This window comes from Ensifer sp. M14, assembly GCF_003355565.1.
Taxonomy (GTDB): domain Bacteria; phylum Pseudomonadota; class Alphaproteobacteria; order Rhizobiales; family Rhizobiaceae; genus Ensifer.
Genome location: NZ_QJNR01000004.1, coordinates 1,596,017 through 1,615,479 on the forward strand (window position 1 = coordinate 1,596,017; position 19,463 = coordinate 1,615,479).

16 protein-coding genes and 3 pseudogenes are annotated in these 19,463 nt (G+C 62.3%); 6 read left to right on the top strand and 13 right to left on the bottom strand.

What is annotated here, in order from left to right; all coding sequences use genetic code 11:
* Nucleotides 1-90 precede the first annotated feature (90 nt).
* Entirely contained in the window at nucleotides 91-1,344 is a 1,254-nt protein-coding gene (locus BLJAPNOD_RS07580) for a D-amino acid dehydrogenase (RefSeq protein ID WP_077502661.1), read from the bottom strand.
* 211 nt (nucleotides 1,345-1,555) lie between these two features.
* Here BLJAPNOD_RS07580 and BLJAPNOD_RS07585 point away from each other — a divergent pair, with 211 nt between their 5' ends.
* Nucleotides 1,556-2,017 carry an Lrp/AsnC family transcriptional regulator gene (locus tag BLJAPNOD_RS07585; RefSeq protein ID WP_077502660.1) on the top strand — a complete coding sequence of 154 codons (462 nt, stop codon included), beginning with the start codon at nucleotides 1,556-1,558 and terminating at the stop codon, nucleotides 2,015-2,017.
* A gap of 149 nt (nucleotides 2,018-2,166) precedes the next feature.
* Here the strand turns inward: BLJAPNOD_RS07585 and BLJAPNOD_RS07590 are convergent, their stop codons facing one another.
* The 4 genes from BLJAPNOD_RS07590 to BLJAPNOD_RS07605 form a co-directional block, all read right to left on the bottom strand.
* Nucleotides 2,167-2,424, bottom strand: coding sequence for a hypothetical protein (locus BLJAPNOD_RS07590; protein ID WP_139353946.1), 258 nt, complete (start codon nucleotides 2,422-2,424; stop codon nucleotides 2,167-2,169).
* A gap of 808 nt (nucleotides 2,425-3,232) precedes the next feature.
* Nucleotides 3,233-4,264, bottom strand: coding sequence for a GH25 family lysozyme (locus BLJAPNOD_RS07595; protein ID WP_115419388.1), 1,032 nt, complete (start codon nucleotides 4,262-4,264; stop codon nucleotides 3,233-3,235).
* 173 nt (nucleotides 4,265-4,437) lie between these two features.
* The gene (locus tag BLJAPNOD_RS07600; protein ID WP_077502657.1) at nucleotides 4,438-4,914 is read right to left on the bottom strand and encodes an Rrf2 family transcriptional regulator; all 477 of its coding nucleotides are present in this window, start codon (nucleotides 4,912-4,914) and stop codon (nucleotides 4,438-4,440) included.
* Between the two features lie 107 nt (nucleotides 4,915-5,021).
* The gene (locus BLJAPNOD_RS07605) at nucleotides 5,022-5,909 is read right to left on the bottom strand and encodes an NAD(P)/FAD-dependent oxidoreductase (protein ID WP_077502656.1); all 888 of its coding nucleotides are present in this window, start codon (nucleotides 5,907-5,909) and stop codon (nucleotides 5,022-5,024) included.
* A 335-nt stretch (nucleotides 5,910-6,244) separates the two neighbouring features.
* Between BLJAPNOD_RS07605 and BLJAPNOD_RS07610 the strand changes: the two genes are divergently transcribed.
* The 3 genes from BLJAPNOD_RS07610 (at nucleotide 6,245) to BLJAPNOD_RS07620 (ending at nucleotide 9,355) form a co-directional block, all read left to right on the top strand.
* On the top strand, nucleotides 6,245-6,832 hold the full coding sequence (locus tag BLJAPNOD_RS07610) for a YqaA family protein (protein WP_077502655.1): 588 nt from the start codon (nucleotides 6,245-6,247) through the stop codon (nucleotides 6,830-6,832).
* 265 nt (nucleotides 6,833-7,097) lie between these two features.
* A complete protein-coding gene (locus tag BLJAPNOD_RS07615) occupies nucleotides 7,098-8,372 on the top strand; it encodes a glycosyltransferase family 4 protein (RefSeq protein WP_115421180.1) in 1,275 nt (424 codons plus the stop codon).
* Nucleotides 8,373-8,383: 11 nt separating this feature from the next.
* Nucleotides 8,384-9,355 carry an NAD-dependent epimerase/dehydratase family protein gene (locus tag BLJAPNOD_RS07620; RefSeq protein ID WP_077502653.1) on the top strand — a complete coding sequence of 324 codons (972 nt, stop codon included), beginning with the start codon at nucleotides 8,384-8,386 and terminating at the stop codon, nucleotides 9,353-9,355.
* A gap of 21 nt (nucleotides 9,356-9,376) precedes the next feature.
* Here BLJAPNOD_RS07620 and hpaI read toward each other — a convergent pair whose 3' ends face one another.
* From hpaI to hpaE, 6 genes and pseudogenes are all read right to left on the bottom strand, one after another.
* Nucleotides 9,377-10,192: a 4-hydroxy-2-oxoheptanedioate aldolase gene (gene hpaI, locus BLJAPNOD_RS07625; protein ID WP_115419389.1), complete on the bottom strand. Its 816-nt coding sequence runs from the start codon at nucleotides 10,190-10,192 to the stop codon at nucleotides 9,377-9,379.
* A gap of 8 nt (nucleotides 10,193-10,200) precedes the next feature.
* Nucleotides 10,201-11,002: pseudogene (gene hpaH, locus BLJAPNOD_RS07630) on the bottom strand (2-oxo-hept-4-ene-1,7-dioate hydratase).
* A gap of 2 nt (nucleotides 11,003-11,004) precedes the next feature.
* Nucleotides 11,005-11,855: pseudogene (locus BLJAPNOD_RS07635) on the bottom strand (fumarylacetoacetate hydrolase family protein).
* Nucleotides 11,856-11,913: 58 nt separating this feature from the next.
* Nucleotides 11,914-13,326 carry a pyridoxal-dependent decarboxylase gene (locus BLJAPNOD_RS07640; protein WP_077502651.1) on the bottom strand — a complete coding sequence of 471 codons (1,413 nt, stop codon included), beginning with the start codon at nucleotides 13,324-13,326 and terminating at the stop codon, nucleotides 11,914-11,916.
* 45 nt (nucleotides 13,327-13,371) lie between these two features.
* Nucleotides 13,372-14,249, bottom strand: a pseudogene (locus BLJAPNOD_RS07645) (VOC family protein).
* Nucleotides 14,250-14,289: 40 nt separating this feature from the next.
* Complete coding sequence (gene hpaE, locus BLJAPNOD_RS07650; protein ID WP_343215795.1) at nucleotides 14,290-15,918, bottom strand: 5-carboxymethyl-2-hydroxymuconate semialdehyde dehydrogenase; 1,629 nt, start codon at nucleotides 15,916-15,918, stop codon at nucleotides 14,290-14,292.
* A gap of 329 nt (nucleotides 15,919-16,247) precedes the next feature.
* On the opposite strand from hpaE, the gene BLJAPNOD_RS07655 reads away from it, so the two are divergent.
* On the top strand, nucleotides 16,248-16,685 hold the full coding sequence (locus BLJAPNOD_RS07655) for a hypothetical protein (RefSeq protein ID WP_115419390.1): 438 nt from the start codon (nucleotides 16,248-16,250) through the stop codon (nucleotides 16,683-16,685).
* A gap of 148 nt (nucleotides 16,686-16,833) precedes the next feature.
* Nucleotides 16,834-17,394 carry a type 1 glutamine amidotransferase domain-containing protein gene (locus tag BLJAPNOD_RS07660; protein ID WP_077502649.1) on the top strand — a complete coding sequence of 187 codons (561 nt, stop codon included), beginning with the start codon at nucleotides 16,834-16,836 and terminating at the stop codon, nucleotides 17,392-17,394.
* A 98-nt stretch (nucleotides 17,395-17,492) separates the two neighbouring features.
* On the opposite strand, the gene BLJAPNOD_RS07665 is transcribed toward BLJAPNOD_RS07660, so the two are convergent.
* Together BLJAPNOD_RS07665 and BLJAPNOD_RS07670 are read right to left on the bottom strand one after the other, a co-directional pair.
* Nucleotides 17,493-18,500, bottom strand: a complete 1,008-nt coding sequence (locus tag BLJAPNOD_RS07665; protein ID WP_115419391.1) for an alpha/beta hydrolase-fold protein — start codon at nucleotides 18,498-18,500, stop codon at nucleotides 17,493-17,495.
* Between the two features lie 143 nt (nucleotides 18,501-18,643).
* On the bottom strand, nucleotides 18,644-19,450 hold the full coding sequence (locus BLJAPNOD_RS07670; RefSeq protein WP_115419392.1) for an alpha/beta hydrolase: 807 nt from the start codon (nucleotides 19,448-19,450) through the stop codon (nucleotides 18,644-18,646).
* Nucleotides 19,451-19,463 lie beyond the last annotated feature (13 nt).

The window sequence follows — 19,463 nt, forward strand, 5'->3', positions numbered from 1 at the left end:
AGTGGAGGACGTGGCGCGTCGATTGCCGATGCGCCAGTTCGATCTTGGCATCGGCCGTTGCCGCGAAGCGCCGGCCCGTTGCGTGCGCCGTCAATGATATCGGCTGATTGCCAGGTCTGCTGTTTCGATCTCGGGCTTGGCGCGGCTGATGAGATCGCTCAAGACGCGGCCCGAGCCGCAGGCCATGGTCCAGCCAAGCGTGCCGTGACCGGAGTTGAGGAACAGGTTGGCGAAGCGGGTCGCGCCGATCACCGGCGTTCCATCCGGCGTCATCGGTCGCAGCCCGGACCAGAAGGTTGCCTGCTTCTGGTCGCCCGCGCCGCCGAACAGATCTTCCACCGAATGCTGGAGTGTCGCGCGACGCGTCTGGGGAAGGTCGTTGTTGAAACCGGCGATCTCCGCCATGCCGCCGACACGAATGCGATTGCCGAGCCGCGTGATGGCGATCTTGTAGGTCTCGTCCATGATCGTCGATACCGGCGCACGCGTCTCGTCGACGATCGGCACGGTGATGGAGTAGCCCTTCACGGGATAGACGGGCAGGCGAAGGCCGAGCGGCTTGAGGAGCGCCGGCGTATAGCTGCCGAGTGCGGCGACGAAGATGTCGGAACGGATCTCGCCTTCCGCCGTTTCGACGGCGACGATGCGGTTGCCGTCCTGCCGAAGCCGGCGGATGTCTACACCGAACCGGAACTGGACGCCGAGAGCCTCGGCGCGCTTCTGCAATTCGTTGGTGAACTTGAAGCAGTCGCCGGTTTCGTCATTCGGCAGCCGAAGGCCGCCGACGATCTTGTCGCGGACCGGCTGCAGGCCGGGTTCCGCGGCCACGCAACCTGCCGGGTCGAGCACTTCGAACGGCACGCCATCGGCCTTCAGCACTTCGATGTCCTTGCCGATGCCATCAAGCTGTTTGGCGGTCCGGAACAGTTGCAGGGTGCCCTGCGTGCGGTGATCATAGGCGATGCCGGTTTCCTCACGCAGCGCAATCAGGCAATCGCGGCTGTATTCGGCCAGGCGGACCATGCGTCCCTTGTTGATGGCGTAGCGTGCCGAGGTACAATTGCGCAGCATTGCCGTCATCCAGCGCCAGGTGGCGGCATCCGCCATCGGGCGGATGATCAGGGGCGCATGCTTCATGAACAGCCATTTGACCGCCTTTTGCGGAATCCCGGGCGCCGCCCAGGGAGAGGCGTAGCCCGGCGAGATCTCGCCGGCATTGGCAAAGCTCGTTTCCAGCGCCGGGCCCGGCTGGCGATCCAGCACGGTCACCTCATGGCCGGCCTTGGCGAGATAATATGCAGACGTCACGCCGATCACGCCGGCGCCCAAAATGGTAATCTTCATCGCATCCTCAGGATCACAGATCGATCGTCCAGCAGCCTGAGGTCGACACGAGGTGCTTGCTTTTGCCAGCCTACCTCCAAGTCCCCCAACTCCGGCAGAAATCGCTTCAGAGCATAGTGAAATAATCGAGCACGATCATGCGAAGTAGCGCTTGAAAATTCGAGTATTCACTGATTTTAGGAATGATCGGCGGAAAAACGAAAGAATCTGCATGTCTGGTCTTGATGCGATCGATCGCAACATCATTCGCCTGCTGCGCCTCGATGCGCGCATGAGCAACACCAAGCTCGCAGCAGAAGTGGGGCTGTCGCCATCGGCGTGCCTAAGGCGCATTAATCTGCTGGAACAGGGCGGCGTGATCCGAGGATACACCGCGCTGGTGGGAAACGTCGATGGCGACAATGCCATCGCAGTGATCATCAACATCACGCTGGAACGCCAGACGGAGGAGCACCTCAATCGCTTCGAGGCGGCGGTCAGAAAGCATCCGGAAATCCAGGAGTGCTACCTGATGACCGGCGGTTCCGATTATCTGTTGCGGGTGGAGGTCGAAAATGCAGGCGACTTCGAGCGCATCCACAAGGAGATCCTCGCAAAGCTCCCCGGCGTCCTGCGGATCCATTCCAGCTTTTCGATCCGCAACGTCCTTGCGTCGCGCTCAAGGCGGCGATAGCTCGCTCGTGTGGCTGCAACGCGTGCCGCTCCCGGATCTTGTGGAAGATCGCGGGCGGGCGGGCCAAACGTCGTTCGGCATGCCCGTCCGCCGGTATTGTTGCCGCCTTGGCGATGGCTGCGGCCTTCGTGTTCTCTATTCCGTGAGCATCAGTGAAGTGCGCGCTGCGCTGGTGGCGTGGATTGCAGCCATGGCGGGAAAGCCCGGCTTGAAACCAGACGAGCGATCAGGCGTCCGCTTGGCGAGAGGACGTCAACGATTGCGCCACGATATTCGTATTCCTCGGCAAGTTCGTCGGCGATGAGTTGTCCGTAAGCGACCGCGCGGCCGTCATTGGGGTGCTGTTTGCCGGCCTGATCGCGGCTCGTCACGCCGGCCGCATGGATATGGTACATGTAGCGGGGCATGGTCCGCCGTTCCTTTCCGTTTTGCATGGGCTTTCAATGCTTCTCGCATCCACAACCGTTGGCGGAGGGATGTCTAAGACACGCGATGACGGCATTTTATAACACGGTTTGTGGGACCGTTCCCGTGACATGGGCGTGACGGCGGCGATCGCGGGTGCTTCTTGCGAAGCAAGTCTTTGCTATAATTGAATTTTGCTGCTGACGACGGATCGGCTCTCGACCTTGCGAAGGGCAGGTTCAAGCGCGTTTTGGCCGATTTTCTGTCGTTGGACCGATGTTGCGAGCCATCCGACCGGCGCTGGGCGCATGGCTGCTCTGCGAACTCTGCTCTACGAAACCGACCGGTTTCTTGTATAGTCAACTCATCGAAGCGATGCACCTCCTCCCGCAAAGCTTCGTGTCTGCAGGCGCTTTCTCCTCCTCCCAACGAGCGCCTGCCGGAATGGCAACACTCCTCCTCCCAGTTGCCATTCAATCCCTTTAAGAGCCTGCCGCACCTCCTCCCGCGGCAGGCTTTTTCTTTTGGGGCCGCCTATGCGCAATCCAGACAGCATTCACCGCGAATTTGGAGTTGGGCTTCAGGCAGGGGCCTAACGCGCCGGACGGGGCGGGTAGGGAGCGCTCGCGCAGCCGGCAAAGGGACAGACCGGAAGTGAAGCAGGCTTCGGGCAAACCGGGCGCACATCAGACGCCCAAGTCTTTATGTCAGCCCAAAGCGCGTCGCGATCTTTGAGGCGTGCTTGCCGCAGTCCTTGTCGCTACGCATGCCGCGATCGCAAGATTGCTGCGCGTCTTGGCACGATGTGCCCTAGCTTGCGCGCCGGGCGAGCCAGTTCTGCCATTCGTTTTCATTGCCGTGGAAGACATTGAGGTCGATCTTGCCCTCGACGCCGTGCGAGAGGCCGGAGCCCGAATACTGCCAGAACACCCACTTGCGGCCCGGATACCGCTTTGAGGGATGCGCTGCCACGGAGCGCAGCCAGAACGGGTAATCGAGCAGTTCGCCCGACAGGTTGTCGGCATAAAAATCCGGGGCGGTATAGATGATCGGGCGCTGGCCATAATGCGCCTCGAGCTTGTCCATGAAGACCTGCATCTTTTCAAGCACGCGGGCGCGCGACAGGCGCCGCTTGCAGCTGGACTCGCCATTGTATTCGACGTCGATGACAGGCGGCAGCGCGCCGGCTTCCCGCGGAACGTTGCGAATGAACCAGTCGGCCTGCTCGCCGGCCGTGCGGCACCAGTAGAAGAAATGGTAGGCGCCGCGCTTCAGCCCGGCTTCCTTCGCCTTGCGCCAGTTCTTCTTGAACATCGGATCGAGATGGTCCCCGCCATCGGTTGCTTTGATGTAGGCGAAGTTGGCGCCCTGCGTGCGCAGCTTGACCCAGTCAATCTCGCCCTGCCAGCGCGACACGTCGACGCCATGCACGGCCATCTTGCGCGGCGATGCGCGACCGAAGTTGATCGGCTTGGCGTCGCGGAAACGGTGTCCGTAAATTTGCGTGCGGGTACCCGGGGTCGTCAGAACCGCAGGTGTTGCCGGCACGATCGCGGCAACGGGCCGCTCCAGCGGCATTGGTGTTGCAACCGTCTTGGCTTCCGGCCGGAAGGCTTCCGGTTCCGGCACTGCTCCGGCCCAGGCGAGTACCTCCTGCGGCGGCGCTGTTTGCGCTTGAGCGACGCCGACACTGGCCGATGGCACAGGAGAGGCGGGGATGACCGAGCTCGTCGTTTCGCGCGACGGCTGCTGCGGCACGATCGTGTCCAGCGCCGAACTGGACGTGCAGCCTGCCAAAACAAGACAGGTAAGGAATATTGCTGGCACAGCTGAGAAACGCATGAGCACCCGTACGCAAAACTTGTCGGCGGCGAGAGACAGTGCCGCCGGGATCCCATTGATGTGAAATTGCTAACGGAAACTTACCGGAAAAGATTAAATACAATCTTTACGACCGCCACCCGCTTGGGGGATGTCGAGGTGGAACGGATGGCGCAATTGCGCTGTCGGTTTGCTCAATCTGACCTGTTCGGGTGGTCTGCACATGAGGGCAACCTGTTGCCCATGGCAGCGCCGTAGCGCCGCTCGAAATCTGCGGCGATATCTGAAACGGCAATCTCGCCGAGGCGCGCGAGCAGCAGGGCCTCGGCCTCATCGAGCGTTCGCTCCAGTGCCGCATTGACGGCCTGTTCGACCAGGCATTTCGGTTCGTCGGTGGCGACACCCATGGCGAAGAAACCTGGGCTGCCGATCGTTCGATAGACATCGAGGAGGGTGAAATCGCAAAGCGGTCGCGACAATGTCCAGCCGCCGCCATGGCCCTTTTCCGACGATACGTAACCGGCGTCGCGAAGTCCGGCCATCGTGCGGCGCACGACGACGGAATTCGTGCCGAGCATCCGGGCGATCGTCTCTGATGTCATTGGGTCCGCATGCTTTTCCATGTGCAGCAATACATGCAGCAAGCGTGAGAGTCTTCCGTCCTGTCGCAATGGCAATCTTCCCTGTTTTCCTTTGATAACACGGATCGTGCGGGCCAGGGGAGCCCGCAGTCCCGGTGTTCAGCAGGGTGTTGCCGGGACCTGCCGCGATCGGCGCCTCAGTCGAACATGAGGGATCGGTGGGTGGCAGCACCCGCCATCGCCCCATCGCCGACAGCCAGCGCGACCGATCCCGTCGGCCGTGCCGCATCGCCGCAGGCAAAGACGCCGGCAACCGTCGTGGCCTTCATGGCATCGGTTCGGATGTAGCGTCCGAGCGGGCCGTCATCGAAAATGCAGCCGAGCTGTTCGGCAAAGGGCGCCGAGACCACCGTCCTGGTGGTGGTGAACAGGCCATCCATTGGCAGCACCCGTCCGTCCCGCATGACAACGTCCGCCCGTCCACCATCGAGCCTTTGGACGATGCCATGCTCCACCGTCACATTCCGCCGTGCAAGCTGCTGCAACTGGTCCGCATCGGGTTCGAATGCTCCGTTGAGAAAGAACGTCGTTGGACCCCAGTCCGGCAGCATCAAGGCCTGATGCATCGATTGGGGCGATGTCGCGAGCACGCCGATGCTGCCCTCGTCGAGTTCGTAACCGTGGCAATACGGGCAGTGGAAGACGCTTTTGCCCCAGCGATCGGCAAGGCCTTCAAGCTCCGGCAGGACGTCGGTGACACCAGTGGCGAGGACAAGCCGCTTTCCGGTAATGTCCGGGCCCTGCCGCAGGGCGACCTTGAAGCCATCCTGCGCGCGTTCGGCATGGGTGGCCTCAGCCTGCAGCCACTCGACCGTCCGGTATTCCATCAACTGCGCGCGGGCTTCGGCGGCAATATCTGCCGGAGTGTTGCCATCCTGGGTGAGGAAGCCGTGCGACGTGCGGGCGAAACGGTTCCGCCGCAACCCGGTGTCGATCACCAACACCTTCCGGCGTGCGCGCGCGAGTTGAAGACCGGCGGAAAGCCCGGCGTAACTGCCGCCGAGGATGAGTACGTCATGGGTCATATCGGGCCTCGTTTCGTGAATATCGTATCTTAATAAGTTACATGAGTGGTGTTTTTCAATATCATGAAGCAATAAAAGTTACGTGATGGTGGCAGACGATACGGCGCCAACAGGACTGATCCGGCTCGGTCGTCAGCGCGAACCTCTGCGGTGAGGCGAGGTGGCCAGGACAATGGGAATTGCGCGGCGCGATTTCCGGACAGACAAAAATCCGCCCGTTTGCTAACGGATTGCACCCTATCGATGCGGGGTGAGTCTCTGGCTTCTGCCCCGGACGATTGGAACGCTTCCCGCCAGGGTCCCACGGGGGACGCCCATCAACGACCGGATTTGCCATGCTTCGCAGTTTGTACAATTGGACGATGGACCTCGCTGGCCGAAAGTCGGCGGCCTGGTGGCTGGCGCTTGTCGCCTTCGTCGAAAGCTCGATCTTCGTGGTTCCGGCCGACGTCCTGTTCCTGCCGATGGTGCTGGCAAAACCGCATCGGGCCTATCGTTATGCCTTCCTCGCCACCCTGTTCTCGGTGCTTGGCGGCATCGCCGGCTGGTTCCTGGGGCACTATGCCTTCGACGCCATCGCCCGTCCGATCCTGCAGTTCTACGGCAAGTTCGATGCATTCGAATCCATGCGCGCTTCCGTCGACATGGAAGCGGTCGTGCTTCTGTTGGTGACATCGGGGCTCGCGCATGTTCCCCCGATGAAGGTGGTCACCATCCTGTCCGGTGCCGCCAATGTCAGCCTTGGCATGTTCATCGCATCGGCGGTCATCACCCGCGGCGCGCGCTTTTTCATCCTCGCGGCGGTCCTTCGCCGGCACGGAGAAACGGTGCGGCACTTCATCGAGAAGCGCTTGGGCTTGATCGCGGCCATCGGTGCTGCAGCGCTCATTGTGCTTTACGGCCTATACGTTCTGGCAAAGTAGCAGCAGCGCCGGAGCCGAGCCAGGCGCGTGCTTCTCTTGCCCGCCCAGGACGGACCGGGTGCGGGGTCATTCCATGGGTCGCGGCACCTTCCCTCAGCCGTTGCGACGTGCCAGCAGGCATCCTTTCAAGCGGGTCACGCGGCGTTAGTCTAGTCATACATTAGCATCGTCTACTGCAAATTGATGGCTTGCAAATTGGCTGCAACAGGCGGCGAAATGAAGGAAACCAGGTCGCGCAGTTAAAGTCTCCGAGAGGCGAGTGTTCATGCGGCTTATCGTTGTCAACGACGTATCGGAGGCCCTGGGGGGTGCAACCAAGGTTGCGCTTCAATGTCTTGAGGCTGGCGTTGCGGCGGGGCTCGATTGTGCCGTTCTGGTCGGTGACGACGGTGCCGGCATTCGCTCGCGTTTCCCGGGTGTCGAGGTCAAGGCTTTGGGGGAGCGCCCCTTGCGTGACGGCGTCCGCTTCACAAACCTGTTCGACAGGAATTTCAACCGCCGCGCCTACCGCGCCTTGCGCCGCTTGCTCGATACCCGCAGCGACGCAACGGTCGTTCATGTCCACGGCTGGTCGCAGATCCTGTCGCCCTCGATCTTTCACGCGCTTGCGCGCAGCAAGGCCAAGGTCATCGTCACCGCGCATGACTTCTTCCTGTCCTGCCCGAACGGTGCCTATGTCCACTACGGCAAGGGTGAGATCTGCGCTGAGAAGCCGCTATCTGCCGGTTGCCTTGCGAGCGCTTGCGACAAACGCAACTACCTTCACAAACTGTGGCGGTTCGCCCGGTCGATGACCCAGACTGCCGCGGGCGAGGCATTTTGGAGCCGCGTCGGGGTCATTCTCGTCCATGAGGGCATGGAGCCTTATCTCAGCGAAGGCCCGCTTCGAAACTTCCTGACGTTGCGTACGCCGTCGACGCCGCTCACGCAATCCCCGGTCGAGGCCTGGAGGAACAGCCGCCCCATGTTTCTTGGTCGCATGTCGGTGGAAAAGGGCGTTCGAACCCTCGCCGAGGCGCTCAACGCCACGGGGAAGGCTGCGACCTTGATCGGAAGGGGGCCGTTGCTCGAGGAGATCCAGCACGCTCTTCCGCACTGTTATGTTCCAGGCTGGCTCGATGTCGACGAGGTTGCCGCTGTCGCATCCCGGGCGCGCTATTTCTTCATGCCGTCAAGGATGCCGGAACCCTATGGTCTGGTGGCCGCCGAGGCACTGATGTGCGGGATACCAGTGATCGCCAGCAGCAATGCGTTGATTGCCACGGAGATCGAGCAGCACCAGGCAGGGCTGGTGTTCGAGAGCGGCAATGCAGAATCTCTTGCCGAGATCATGGCACTGATGGAGAGCGACGCTCTGGTCCGGCATCTGAGCAGGGGGGCTTTCGCCTATGGCAAGAGCGTTGCGCCCTCAAGAGCCGAATGGAGCCAGCGGATCGTCGACATCTACTCCGGCCGGCTCAAATTCGTGACGCGCGACAAGCTGAAAGAGGCAATGGGGCGGCCTGCCCGACAAGAGTTTGAAATGGCCGGCCGGATCTGAAAGGCAGGGGGATGGTGCGTGCATTGGTGACCGGCGGAGCCGGATTTGTGGGACGCCATCTCTGCGGCAAGCTGATATCGGAGGGTGTCGATGTCGTTTGCGTCGACAAGCTCGCGCGCGGAACCGGCGCGATGCGTCCCGCCGAATGGCCGAACCCGCCAAAGGGTGGCTTCTCTCTTATCGAGGAGGATTGCCGCCGCTATTTCGATCGCGCCGACGACCGGTTCGACATGGTGTTTCATCTGGCCGCCATGGTCGGCGGTCGCGTCATGCTGGAAACACAGACGCTTCTGGTCGCCGAGGATCTCGCTGTCGACACCGATATGTGGCGCTGGGCAGCGCGCACGCGGCCGGGATCGGTCGTCTATTTCAGCTCCAGCGCTGCCTATCCCGTGAGCCTGCAACGACCGGAAGCCTATCGGAAGCTCAGCGAAGACATGATCGGTTTCGAGGCCAGCATCGGCGTTCCGGATCTGAGCTATGGCTGGGCGAAGCTCAGCGGCGAATATCTGATGAAGCTGTATGTCGAGAATTATGGCGGTCGGGCGGTCGCCTATCGCCCGTTCAGCGGCTATGGCGAGGATCAGGATCTGAGCTATCCGTTCCCGGCAATCTGCAGGCGATTGCTCGAAGAGCGGGGGGCGGAGGAAGTCTTCGTCTGGGGCTCCGGCCGGCAGTGCCGCGACTTCATCCATATCTCCGACTGCATCGACTTCGTCTGGAGAACCTTTACCCGGCTGCAGAACGGCGGATGTCTCAACATCTCTACCGGCGTCGCCACCTCGTTCATAGAACTCGCCCGGCTGGTCAGCCGCGGCATCGGATGGGAGCCGAAAATAAGGGGCCGGTCAGACAAGCCAGAGGGCGTGTTCTACCGTTGCGGCGATACGGCGCTGCAGGCCACCTATGGCCTTTCCCCGCGTGTCGATCTCGAGGCCGGCGTGGCGCTGACGCTCGACCATCTGCGATCGAGAGTGCACTGACCTATTGGCCGCTGTCGCCGTTCAATAGCCCGACGCGGGTGTATTCGCTCCGACTATAGGTGCAGAAGCATGCTCGGCAAAGCTTGCACGCAGGCGACTGGTCGCCCCCACCAGCAGGCTGACATCGTTTCCGACCGCAACAAAGAGCGCGCCGAGTTCGAGGTAGCGTTTCGCGAGCGCAGTGTCCGAGGTCAGGATACCGGCAGCCTTGCCGTGCGACTGGATGCGCGCCAGTGCGGCCTCGACGGCTTCCTGCACTTCCGGCGCACCGGGCCGGCCGAGAAAGCCCATGTCGGCGGCCAGATCCGCCGGGCCGATAAAGACGCCGTCGACGCCTTCGGTCGAGGCAATGTCGTCGAGTGCCGCCAGTCCCGCCCGGCTTTCCACCTGCAGCAGCAGGCAGACTTCGGCATTCGCTGTCGAGAGATAATCGTCGATGCGGTTGAAGGCGGAGGCACGGGCGAGCGCTGCACCGACGCCGCGCATGCCGTGCGGCGGATACCGCACGGCCCGGACCAGGGCGCGGGCCTGTTCACCGGTTTCGACCATGGGCACCAGCAGCGTCTGCGCGCCGATATCGAGGAACTGCTTGATCAGCCAGGCTTCGCCGATCGGCGGACGGATGGTCGGATGGCTCTGCGGACCGGAAAGCGCCTGCAACTGTGCCATGATCAGCGGCACGTCGTTGGGCGCATGTTCGCCGTCGATCAGCAGCCAGTCGAAGCCGGCGCCACCACAGATCTCGGCGGTGTAGGGATTGGCAAGCGCCAGCCAAAGGCCGATCTGCGGCCGCCCTTCGGCAAGCGCCAGCTTGAACTTATTACGTGGAGCAGGCATGGATGCACCTATTCGAAGAAGCAGCTGACGGTTCCCTGCGGGCCGAAATCGGCGACGATGGTGTCACCGTGGCGGGCCTCGACGGGGCGGATGAACGAGCCGGCAAGGACGATCTGGCCGGCGTCGATGCGGTCGCCATAGTTGGCAAGCCGGTTGGCGAGCCAGGCGATGCCGCGAGCGGGATGGTTGAGCACGCCGGCGCCAAGCCCGGTCTCTTCGACCTCGGCATTGCGCGAGACGATGGCGCCCATCCAGCGCATGTCGACATCCTGCGGCCGCATGGCCCGACCGCCGATGACGATGCCGGCATTGGCGGCATTGTCGGAAATGGTGTCGACGATGGTGCGGGTCTTCTTCGTTTCCGGATCGACACGCAGGATGCGCGTATCGAGGATTTCGAGCGCCGGGGTGACGTAGTCGGTGGCGTTGAGCACGTCGAAGACGCTGACATTGGGGCCAGCCAGTGGTGCCTTCATCACGAAGGCGATCTCAGCCTCGATGCGCGGCTGGATGAAGCGATCCGCAGGGATCGTCGCGCCGTCCTCGAACATCATGTCGTCGAACAGCACGCCGGAATCGGGGATGTCGATGTTGAGCGCATATTGCATCGCCTTCGACGTGAGCCCGATTTTCCAGCCGATCACCTGGCGGCCGCGCGATCTTCTGCTTCACCCAGGCCGCTTGCACGGCGTAAGCGTCGTCCATCGTCATTTCGGGATGTTTGAGGGAGAGAAGACCCGTCTGGATGCGGCTCTTTTCCGCGTCATCGAGCGCTTTCGCGGCGTCGGCGATTTCGGTCGTGTTCAGCATGCTCAGGCCTCGTCGGCGATAGGGTTGCGTAGCAGGCCGATGCCGTCCGCCTCGACCTCGACGATGTCGCCGGGTTTGAGCCAGATCGGCGGGTCGAAGCGGGCGCCGGCGCCGGTCGGGGTCCCCGTGACGATGACGTCACCGGGCACCAGCGTCGTGAAGGTGGAGACGTAGTTGATGATCTTGCGGAACGAGAAGATCATCCGGCTTGTGCGGTCCTGTTGCCGAACTTCGCCGTTGACGCGCGTTTCCAGCTTGATGTCAGCGATCTGCGTCTCGTCGGTGAAGGGAACGATCCATGGCCCGATCGACCCGGTGCGGTCGAAGTTCTTGCCCTGCGTCACGTTGAATTTGGCGTGCCGGACCCAGTCGCGGATCGTGCCTTCGTTGCAAAGCGACAGCGCTGCAATGTGATCGAGCGCCGAAGCCTCGGGAATACGCCGGCCGCCCTTGCCGATGACGATGACGATCTCGCCCTCGTAGTCGAGCTGCGGGCTTTCGGGCGGACGGATCAGCGGCTGTTCATGACCCGTGAAGGAGCGCGGGGATTGGCGGGAGCTGCCTGCCCGTCCCGATACTCTTCGTTGCGATCGGGAAAATTGACGCCGACGCAGACGATTTTTTCAGGCGCGGGGACGGGGATTTCGAAACGGATATCGGCCAGCGACAGGTCCGGAGCGAGGGAGGCAGCCTCGTCCGCCAGTCTTGTCAGGGTGCCGTCGGCGATGACTTCTCGTAGCGTCGGCCATTTCGCACTGTGGCGCCGGGACAGGTCGATGATGCCCTGGTCGGTGACCAGGCCATATCCCTGGCCGCCGGCCGCGGAAAAACTGGCGAACTTTGCAAGCGTCATTTCAATCCTCCGTCCCGCTCCGGCGATGCCGGCGGGCAAACATGTTCGACCTCAGAGATCATTGGTTCGCCATCCTTGCCGCGACCTCGGTGATGACGTCGAAGGCGATATCCGCATCCGCCTCGGTCATGTCGAACTGGCCGGCCTGGAAGCGGATGGCGACGCGGCCATCGACGCGTGTCTGCGTCAGATAGATCCGGCCATCGTCGTTGATGGCATTGACGAGCGCGATGTTGTGAGCGTCACTGTCGGCGCTGCAGCGATGGCGGAAGGAGAACAGCGAGAACCGCGGCGCGGTGACGATTTCGAAGTCGTCGTTGACGCCAAGGCGTTCGGCAAGGCGGCTCGCCCAGGCGACATGGTTGCGGATCATCGTCTTCAGACCATCGAGCCCGTGGAAGCGCAGCAGGAACCACAGTTTGAGCGCGCGGAAGCGCCGACCGAGCGGGATCGTCCATTCGGAATAGTTGATGATGCCGTCGCGACCGTGTGTCTTCAGATATTCCGGCTGGATCGCCAGAGTGCGCACGAGGTCATCCGGATTGCGGATGAAGTGGGCGGAGCAATCGAACTGGGCGCCGAGCCATTTGTGCGGGTTGAAGACGACCGAGTCCGCCTCCTCAACGCCCGTCCAGAGAGAGCGGAATTCCTCGCAGATCATCGCCGATCCTGCCCATGCGGCATCCACATGGACATAAAGGCCATGCTTGTGGGCGACGCGAACGACCTCGGCGATATCGTCGCAGGCGCCCGTGCTGGTACCGCCGGTGCAGGCGATGACCCCGGCCGGCAGCAGGCCTGCGGCCTTATCCCGTAGAATTGCCGCTTCGAGCGCTTCGGCGTCCATGCCCTGCAGCGGCCCGGTCACCGGGATGCGCACGAGGTTTTCCTCGCCGATGCCGGAGACCCAGATGGCTCGGTCGATCGAAGTGTGTACCTGATCCGAGGAGTAGACGCGCAAGGGAGCGTGCGCGCTGAGCCCCTGCTTGTTGCCCTTCCAGCCCAAGGCGCGCTCGCGCATGACGAGCACGGCGGACAGCGTGGCGGAGGAGGCAGAGTCCTGGATGACGCCGGAAAAGCCGTCGGGCAGGCCGATTGCCTGGCGCAGCCAGTCGAGAACCCGGGTTTCAAGCTCGGTCGCTGCAGGCGAGGTCTGCCACAGCATGCATTGGGCGGCCATCGCCGTCACCAGATATTCGGCGATAACCGAAACCGGTGCGGCGTTGGCGGGAAAATAGGCGAAGAAACGCGGATGCTGCCAATGGGTCATGCCCGGCAGGATGATGTTTTCGAAATCTGCAAAGATCGCTGCCATATCCTCGCCGGTCTGGGGCGGTTTGGTGGGGATCTGGGCGGCAATCGCGCCGGGCGCCGTTTGGGCGCGAACGGGCCTGTCGCGCAGCGATGCCCGATAGGCCGATCCCCATTCCGCCGCCTTCTGCGACCATTCTCCAAAAGTCTTCTGATCCACGACGTTCCTCCCCTTGCGCTCACCTGCTGCCTTTCATGCCCCGAATTACGGGGCGATGATAGGTTGCGCCTTCAAGGCCGGTTCCACCGTCTCGGCGCCGGCAAACTGGCTGCCTTTCTCGAACCAGGAGCGCGGAGCAGGCGCACCCCAGAGCGTCTGGCGCTGCGGGTCCTTGAGATCCCATTTGATTGGCTGCAGATCGGGATCGACCGTCTGGTAATCCGCGCACTAGATCTCGATGCGATGGCCATCCGGATCGCGGACATAGAGGAAGAAGGCGTTGGAGATGCCGTGGCGCCCGGGACCGCGCTCGATGTTGGCGAGCCAGCCGGAAGTCGACATCAGGTCGAGCAGGTCGATGATGTTGAGCGGTGTCGGCACCCAGAAGGCAGTGTGGTGCAGTCGCGGCCCGCGACCATTGGTAAAGGCGATGTCGTGCACGCCGCCCTTGCGGTGGGTCCATGCGGCCCAGAGCCGGCCGGTCTCTTCGTCTGCCGTATACTCGGTCACCCGGAAGCCGATCTCGTTGTAGAAGGCGACGGCGTTATCGACATTGGGCGAAAAGCAGTTGAAATGGTCGATGCGCAACGGCTTTACGCCGCGATAGAGCGCATATTTCTGGTGGATCGGCGGCAAGCGGTCCATCTTCGAATAAAATTCGAGCGGGATGCCTTGGGGATCGCAGGTGCGGAAGGTGCGCGACTGATAGGGGCAGTCGCCGCCTTCTTCAGCACGATGCAGTGATGGCCGCGTTCTTCCATGGCGCGCAGATAGATCGTGTCGGTGGTCTCGTCGGTCACCTGCAGGCCGAGCACGTCGACATAGAACGCCCGCGACTTGGCGAGATCGGTGACGGCGAGTTCGACATGGCTCAGCCGCACGATGTTGAAGGGCTGGTGAAGGTTCGGTGTCGGTAAGGGCATTGTTGTCTCCTCCAGTTTGGGCGGCGCGATTGTCTCGCGCTCAGCCGCCGAGCTTGGCGATCGCATGCGGCGAGCTGGCAAACGCGATGTTCTTGGTTTCCATGTAGAAGTCGAACGACCAGTCGCCGCCGTCGGGGCCGATGCCGGAGCTCTTGACGCCGCCGAAAGGCGTCGGCAGGTGACGGACGTTCTCCGAATTGACCCAGATCATCCCTGCTTCGAGATGGTCGGTGAAACGGAAGGCGCGCGTGACGTCGGAGGTCCAGAGGTATCTGGTCAGGCCGTATTGAACGTCGTTTGCGAGGGCCAGCGCTTCCGCCTCATCCTTGAACGAAATGGCGGTCAGGACCGGCCCAAAAATTTCCTCCTGCGCGATCCGCATGGAATTGTTGGCACCGGTGAACAGTGTCGGCTCGACGTAGCAGCCGCCACCGGGGCCGTCGAATTTTGCGCCGCCGGCTGCAACTGTAGCCCCTTCCTTCCGGCCGATGCCGATGTATTCGAGCACCTTCCTTTCGTGCTCTGGATGGATCAGCGGCCCGACGACGGTTTCAGGATCGAGCGGATGGCCGATCTTGATGCGTTTGGCCTTTTCATCCACCAACGCGGTGAAGCGGTCGTAGATGCTCTCTTCCACCAGCAGTCGGGACGAGGAGGTGCAACGCTCACCGTTCAGAGAATAGATCATGAAAACCACGGCGTCGGCAGCCCGCTCCAGATCGGCGTCGGCAAAGACGATGACCGGGTTCTTGCCGCCGAGTTCGAAATGCACGCGCTTCAGCGTATCGGCGCCCTGCTTCATGATCAGCGAGCCGGTGCGGCTCTCGCCGACAAAGCCGATGGCCTTGATGGCGGGATGCTCGGTCAGCGCCTTGCCGGCGTCTTCGCCAAAACCGTTGACGAGGTTCCAGACACCCTTCGGAAGGCCGGCTTCCTCTGCGATCTCTACCAGCAGCCGCGCCGTCAGCGGCGAGAACTCGGCCGGCTTGTGTACGATGGTGCAGCCGGCGGCCAGCGCCGGAGCGATCTTCCAGGTCGACAGCATGAACGGCGTGTTCCACGGTGTGATGATGCCGACCGGACCAATCGGCACCCGCGTGGTCACGTTGATCTGGTTGGTCGCGCGCAGCACCTTGCCGTCGCGAGCCTCCGGTGCGCGGTCGGAGAAGAAACGAAAGTTCTCCGCACCGCGCAGCGCCGCCTTGGCCACGAACTTCAGCGACTGTCCCGTGTCCATGCACGCGAGAACGACGATGTTGCCTTTGCTCTCGACCAGATGCGGAAGGGATTCCCGAGCGCTGACGAAGGCCGTGTTGAGGTTCAGCCGGACGGCGAGATCCCACGTTTCATCCGACATGCTGATCGTCGGCCCGACGCCATGGCCGCCGGCATTGGCGATGAGAATGTCCAATCCGCCGAGCGTTTCGGCGACCCTTGCCACGGCAGCCCTCATGCTGGCGCTGTCGGCCGCATCCGCCGCGACGACCGTTGCCCCGATCTCGTCGGCCACCTCGCGAAGAGGCTCCGGCCGTCGGCCGCCGAGCGCGACATTTCCCCCGCCCGCGCGGATGCGGCGCGCGGATGCGGCGCGCGACTGCGCACCAATTCCGGTTCCGCCACCCGTAATCAGGGCGGTCTTGTTCTTGAAGCGCATGATGTCTCCTCTCATCGGTGAGAGGCATGATTGCCGACGTGTCGGCCGCCGTCGCGTCCAACTGTGAAATCAGTTTTGACTGAGCGTGCACAGCTTCGGCCGGTTCTCAGGGCAATGAACGGAAGAAGTGGAAATAGGCCTTGAAATCCGGATGCGCTCAACTATCTAGGCATCACTACCCGTATCGATGGCTTCCTGCAGCGGCGACAGCCGCGCGTTCGAAGCTGTCCGGGTCAAAAAGGGCGCTCCTCGTCAAGGGTTGAGCGCCCTTTTTATTTGCGCGTTCGATGAAGGTGATGGAACAAACGCGCTTCAGCGGCATTCCGAGTTAAAGGAGGCCCGCGATGTCACTCCGTCATCCCAAAACCAGCCGTTCTTCGGCGATCCTTTCAGCATCCGCGCAATGGCCTCGACATGCGGCAGCGGCGCAGGCGCGCCGCGCGTGGCTGGATGTGCTCATGGGGCGACCGGAGCCGGAAGATCGCGTATCGCGCGAAGCTCAGGTGGCCGATGCGGGCGATGGCTGGGTTGTCAGCGCCAGCATCTATGACGACGAAACCGCCAAGGCGAACCGGCAGCCACGCCCTCATGATTACAGTGCGGCGACATCCGTGAACCCGCCGACCGTGTTGGCGGCAACCGCCGATGTCGATGCCACCGGCGGAGCGTTTTGGAACTCCATCCTGGGAGACGACACGTCTCACGGCATGCAGCGCTTCGGCAAGCTTGTTGCCCTATTCATCCTTCTTGCCGGATCGGTGTTCTGGCTGCTAACGCCATGAAGGCGTTTATCGAAGGTTGGACCTTCAAGACGGCGTTGCTGGTTGCCGGCGCATGATGCGCTTCACGACGACGCAAGCGTGACGAGGGAACCATTCCAACTGCAGCCGGTTCTTCCTGCGGGCTCACAAACCGGGAAAGGACTTGGTTATGCCATCGATCGACACCGCCAGAATTCTCATTCTTGCAACCGACGGCTATGAGCGTTCGGAGTTGCGTGTGCCGCGCGACGAACTGTCAAAACGCGGCGCCAAAGTGACCATAGCATCGCCGGAAAAACGTGCCATCAAGGGCTGGGACAAGGGGGATTGGAGCGACACCGTCGATGTCGACCTCACGGCGAAGGACGTGTTTGTTCGCGACTTCGATGCGCTTGTATTGCCCGGTGGTCAGATCAATCCCGATATCCTGCGGAAGGATGCTGACGCCATGCGGGTTGTCATCGACTTCGTGCAATCGGGCAAGGTGGTGGCGGCGATCTGCCACGCGCCCTGGCTGCTGGTGGAGGCCGACGCTTTGAAGGGGCGCAAGGCAACCTCCTATGCCTCGATCCGCAAGGATGTCGAAAATGCCGGCGCGCAGTGGGTCGATGCCAAGGTCGTCAACGACCACGGCATCATCACCTCCCGCTCCCCCGACGATCTCGACGCCTTCGTTGCCAAAATCGTCGAGGAGATCGAAGAGGGACGCCACGACCGGCGTGCGGCCTGAGATTGGAGCAGGTGGGATGACTTCATCAAGCATCCCTCATTCCCATCTGGCAAGACATCACGGCCGGCAACGCCTGCCGGTCGCGCCCCTGGTCCTTGTTACTGCAGCGCCTTGGCGAGGAAGGGCAGGCTGACATCCATGCGGTAATCGACCGAATTGTGGTTGTCCTCGAACTCCTCATAGGTATGTTCGATGCCGAGTTCCTTCAGCGTCCGGTGGATGCGGCGATTGCCGTAGAGCAGGTTGTACTGATCCACGGTGCCGCAATCCATGTAGAAGGCCTTGAGCTTGCCGATGTTGTGTCCATGGGTTTTTGCCAGCTCGACGGGGTCGCAGGCCATCCAGTTCTTCCACCGTTCCTCTATCAGTTCGCAGGTCTCCGGATCGACCGGAAGCCGTAGCCCCTTGAAGACGTCCGGGTCGGGATCGGGGTCGTAGCTCGCCGCCTGGGCCAGAACGAGCAGGACAGGGATGTCTTCGTCGGCATGCTTCTGCCGCTTCTCGTAGACCCGAAACCAGTTTTCGATCGAGAGACCATGCCGCGCGAGCGCGCGCAGAACCATGGGAAAGTCGGCTGCCATCAGATCGAAGCCGGCGTCTCCCGAATGGCTTGCGGCCGCCGCCCAGATGTCGGGCCGCCGGAAGGCATGGGAGAACGCGCCGTAGCCGCCCGAGCTTTTGCCGAAAACGCCACGTCTCCCTGTGCCGCCGCAGCCAAAGCGGGTTTCGACGGCCGGAAGCATTTCGTCGATGAGGAAATCTTCCCAGCGGCCGACGACGGAGCTGTTGACATATTGGTTGCCGCCGAGCGAGGTGAAACAATCGGGAAAAGCGACGGCCACCGGCGGCATGTGCCCGGTCGCAATCAGCCGGTCCAGGCGTTCCGGCACGTTCTCGAAGAAGGGCTTCCATGCCGTATGCAGAGGGCCGCCAGCGGTAAAGCCGACGAGGTCGACGAGCAGCGGCAGGCCCGCAACCTCGTGGTTTGCGGGGACATAGACATCGACGTCGCGGCGGGTCGGGTCCCCGAGCCTGTTGCTTTTGAGCACATCGCTGTCGATGCTGAGACGGGAAACCGTGCCCCTGGGGTAGTCGGACTTCTGCATTTTTTCCTCCTGATCTCTCCTCGGTTGTATAGCGCGCAACCGACACCGGCCACCGGTTTCGGTGGTTTGAAGACGTGCTTTCCGAAAACGCGATCGGAAATCAACGGCCGGCCCGCAGAGCTCTCGCGACCGAACAGTCAGCGCTAGCGCAGGACGCCGCTCAAGAAGGCGAGCATCGCATCATTGAAGACATCGGGGCTTTGCAGCGGCGCAAAGTGGCTGAGGCCGGGAAGGATATGAAGGGCTGCGTCAGGCAGCGTCTCGGCGAGATAGGCCATATGCTCCTTCTTGATGAATTCGTCGTGTTCGCCAAGGACGACGGCGATGGGCACTGCGATCGCCGCAAGCTCGGCGGCCGGCAGGTTCGGCTGCGTGCGCTGCATTGCTTCCACCGCTGCGGAGAGCGCATCGAAGTCTCCAGGTGTCGCCGAGCGTGCGGCATAGTCCTTCTGGTGCTGTTGCCAGATACGGCCGATGATAGGCGTGAACTCGAACGGTCTGGTTCCCGAATTGTCGACATTGCAGGCGAAGAAGAAGATGCCGGCAACGCGCTCGGGCGTTTCCTGGGCGAGGATCAGGCCGGTATCGGCGCCATCGCTCCAGCCGATGATCGCGGCCTTGTGGATCTGCAGCCGTTCCATGACGGAGCGGGTGTCTGCTGCCATCAGTTGGTAGCTGTAGTCACGTGCATCCCGTGTGCTGCGGCCATGGCCGCGGCTGTCGACGACGACAGCGCGATAGCCGGCGTCGATGATCGCCGGCACCTGGTAGCCCCAGTTTCCGCTGTTTCCCATGCCGCCGTGCAAAAGGATCACCGCGGGCCCGGAACCATGGCTCCCATACCAGATGCGCGCGCCACGGGTCTCGACGAAACCCTGTTCGTCAGGCTCGGGCAGAGGTGGAATGCCGTGGCGTTCGAGGTGGGTCAGATCAATGTCGCGAAAGACCATGGGCATTTCTCTT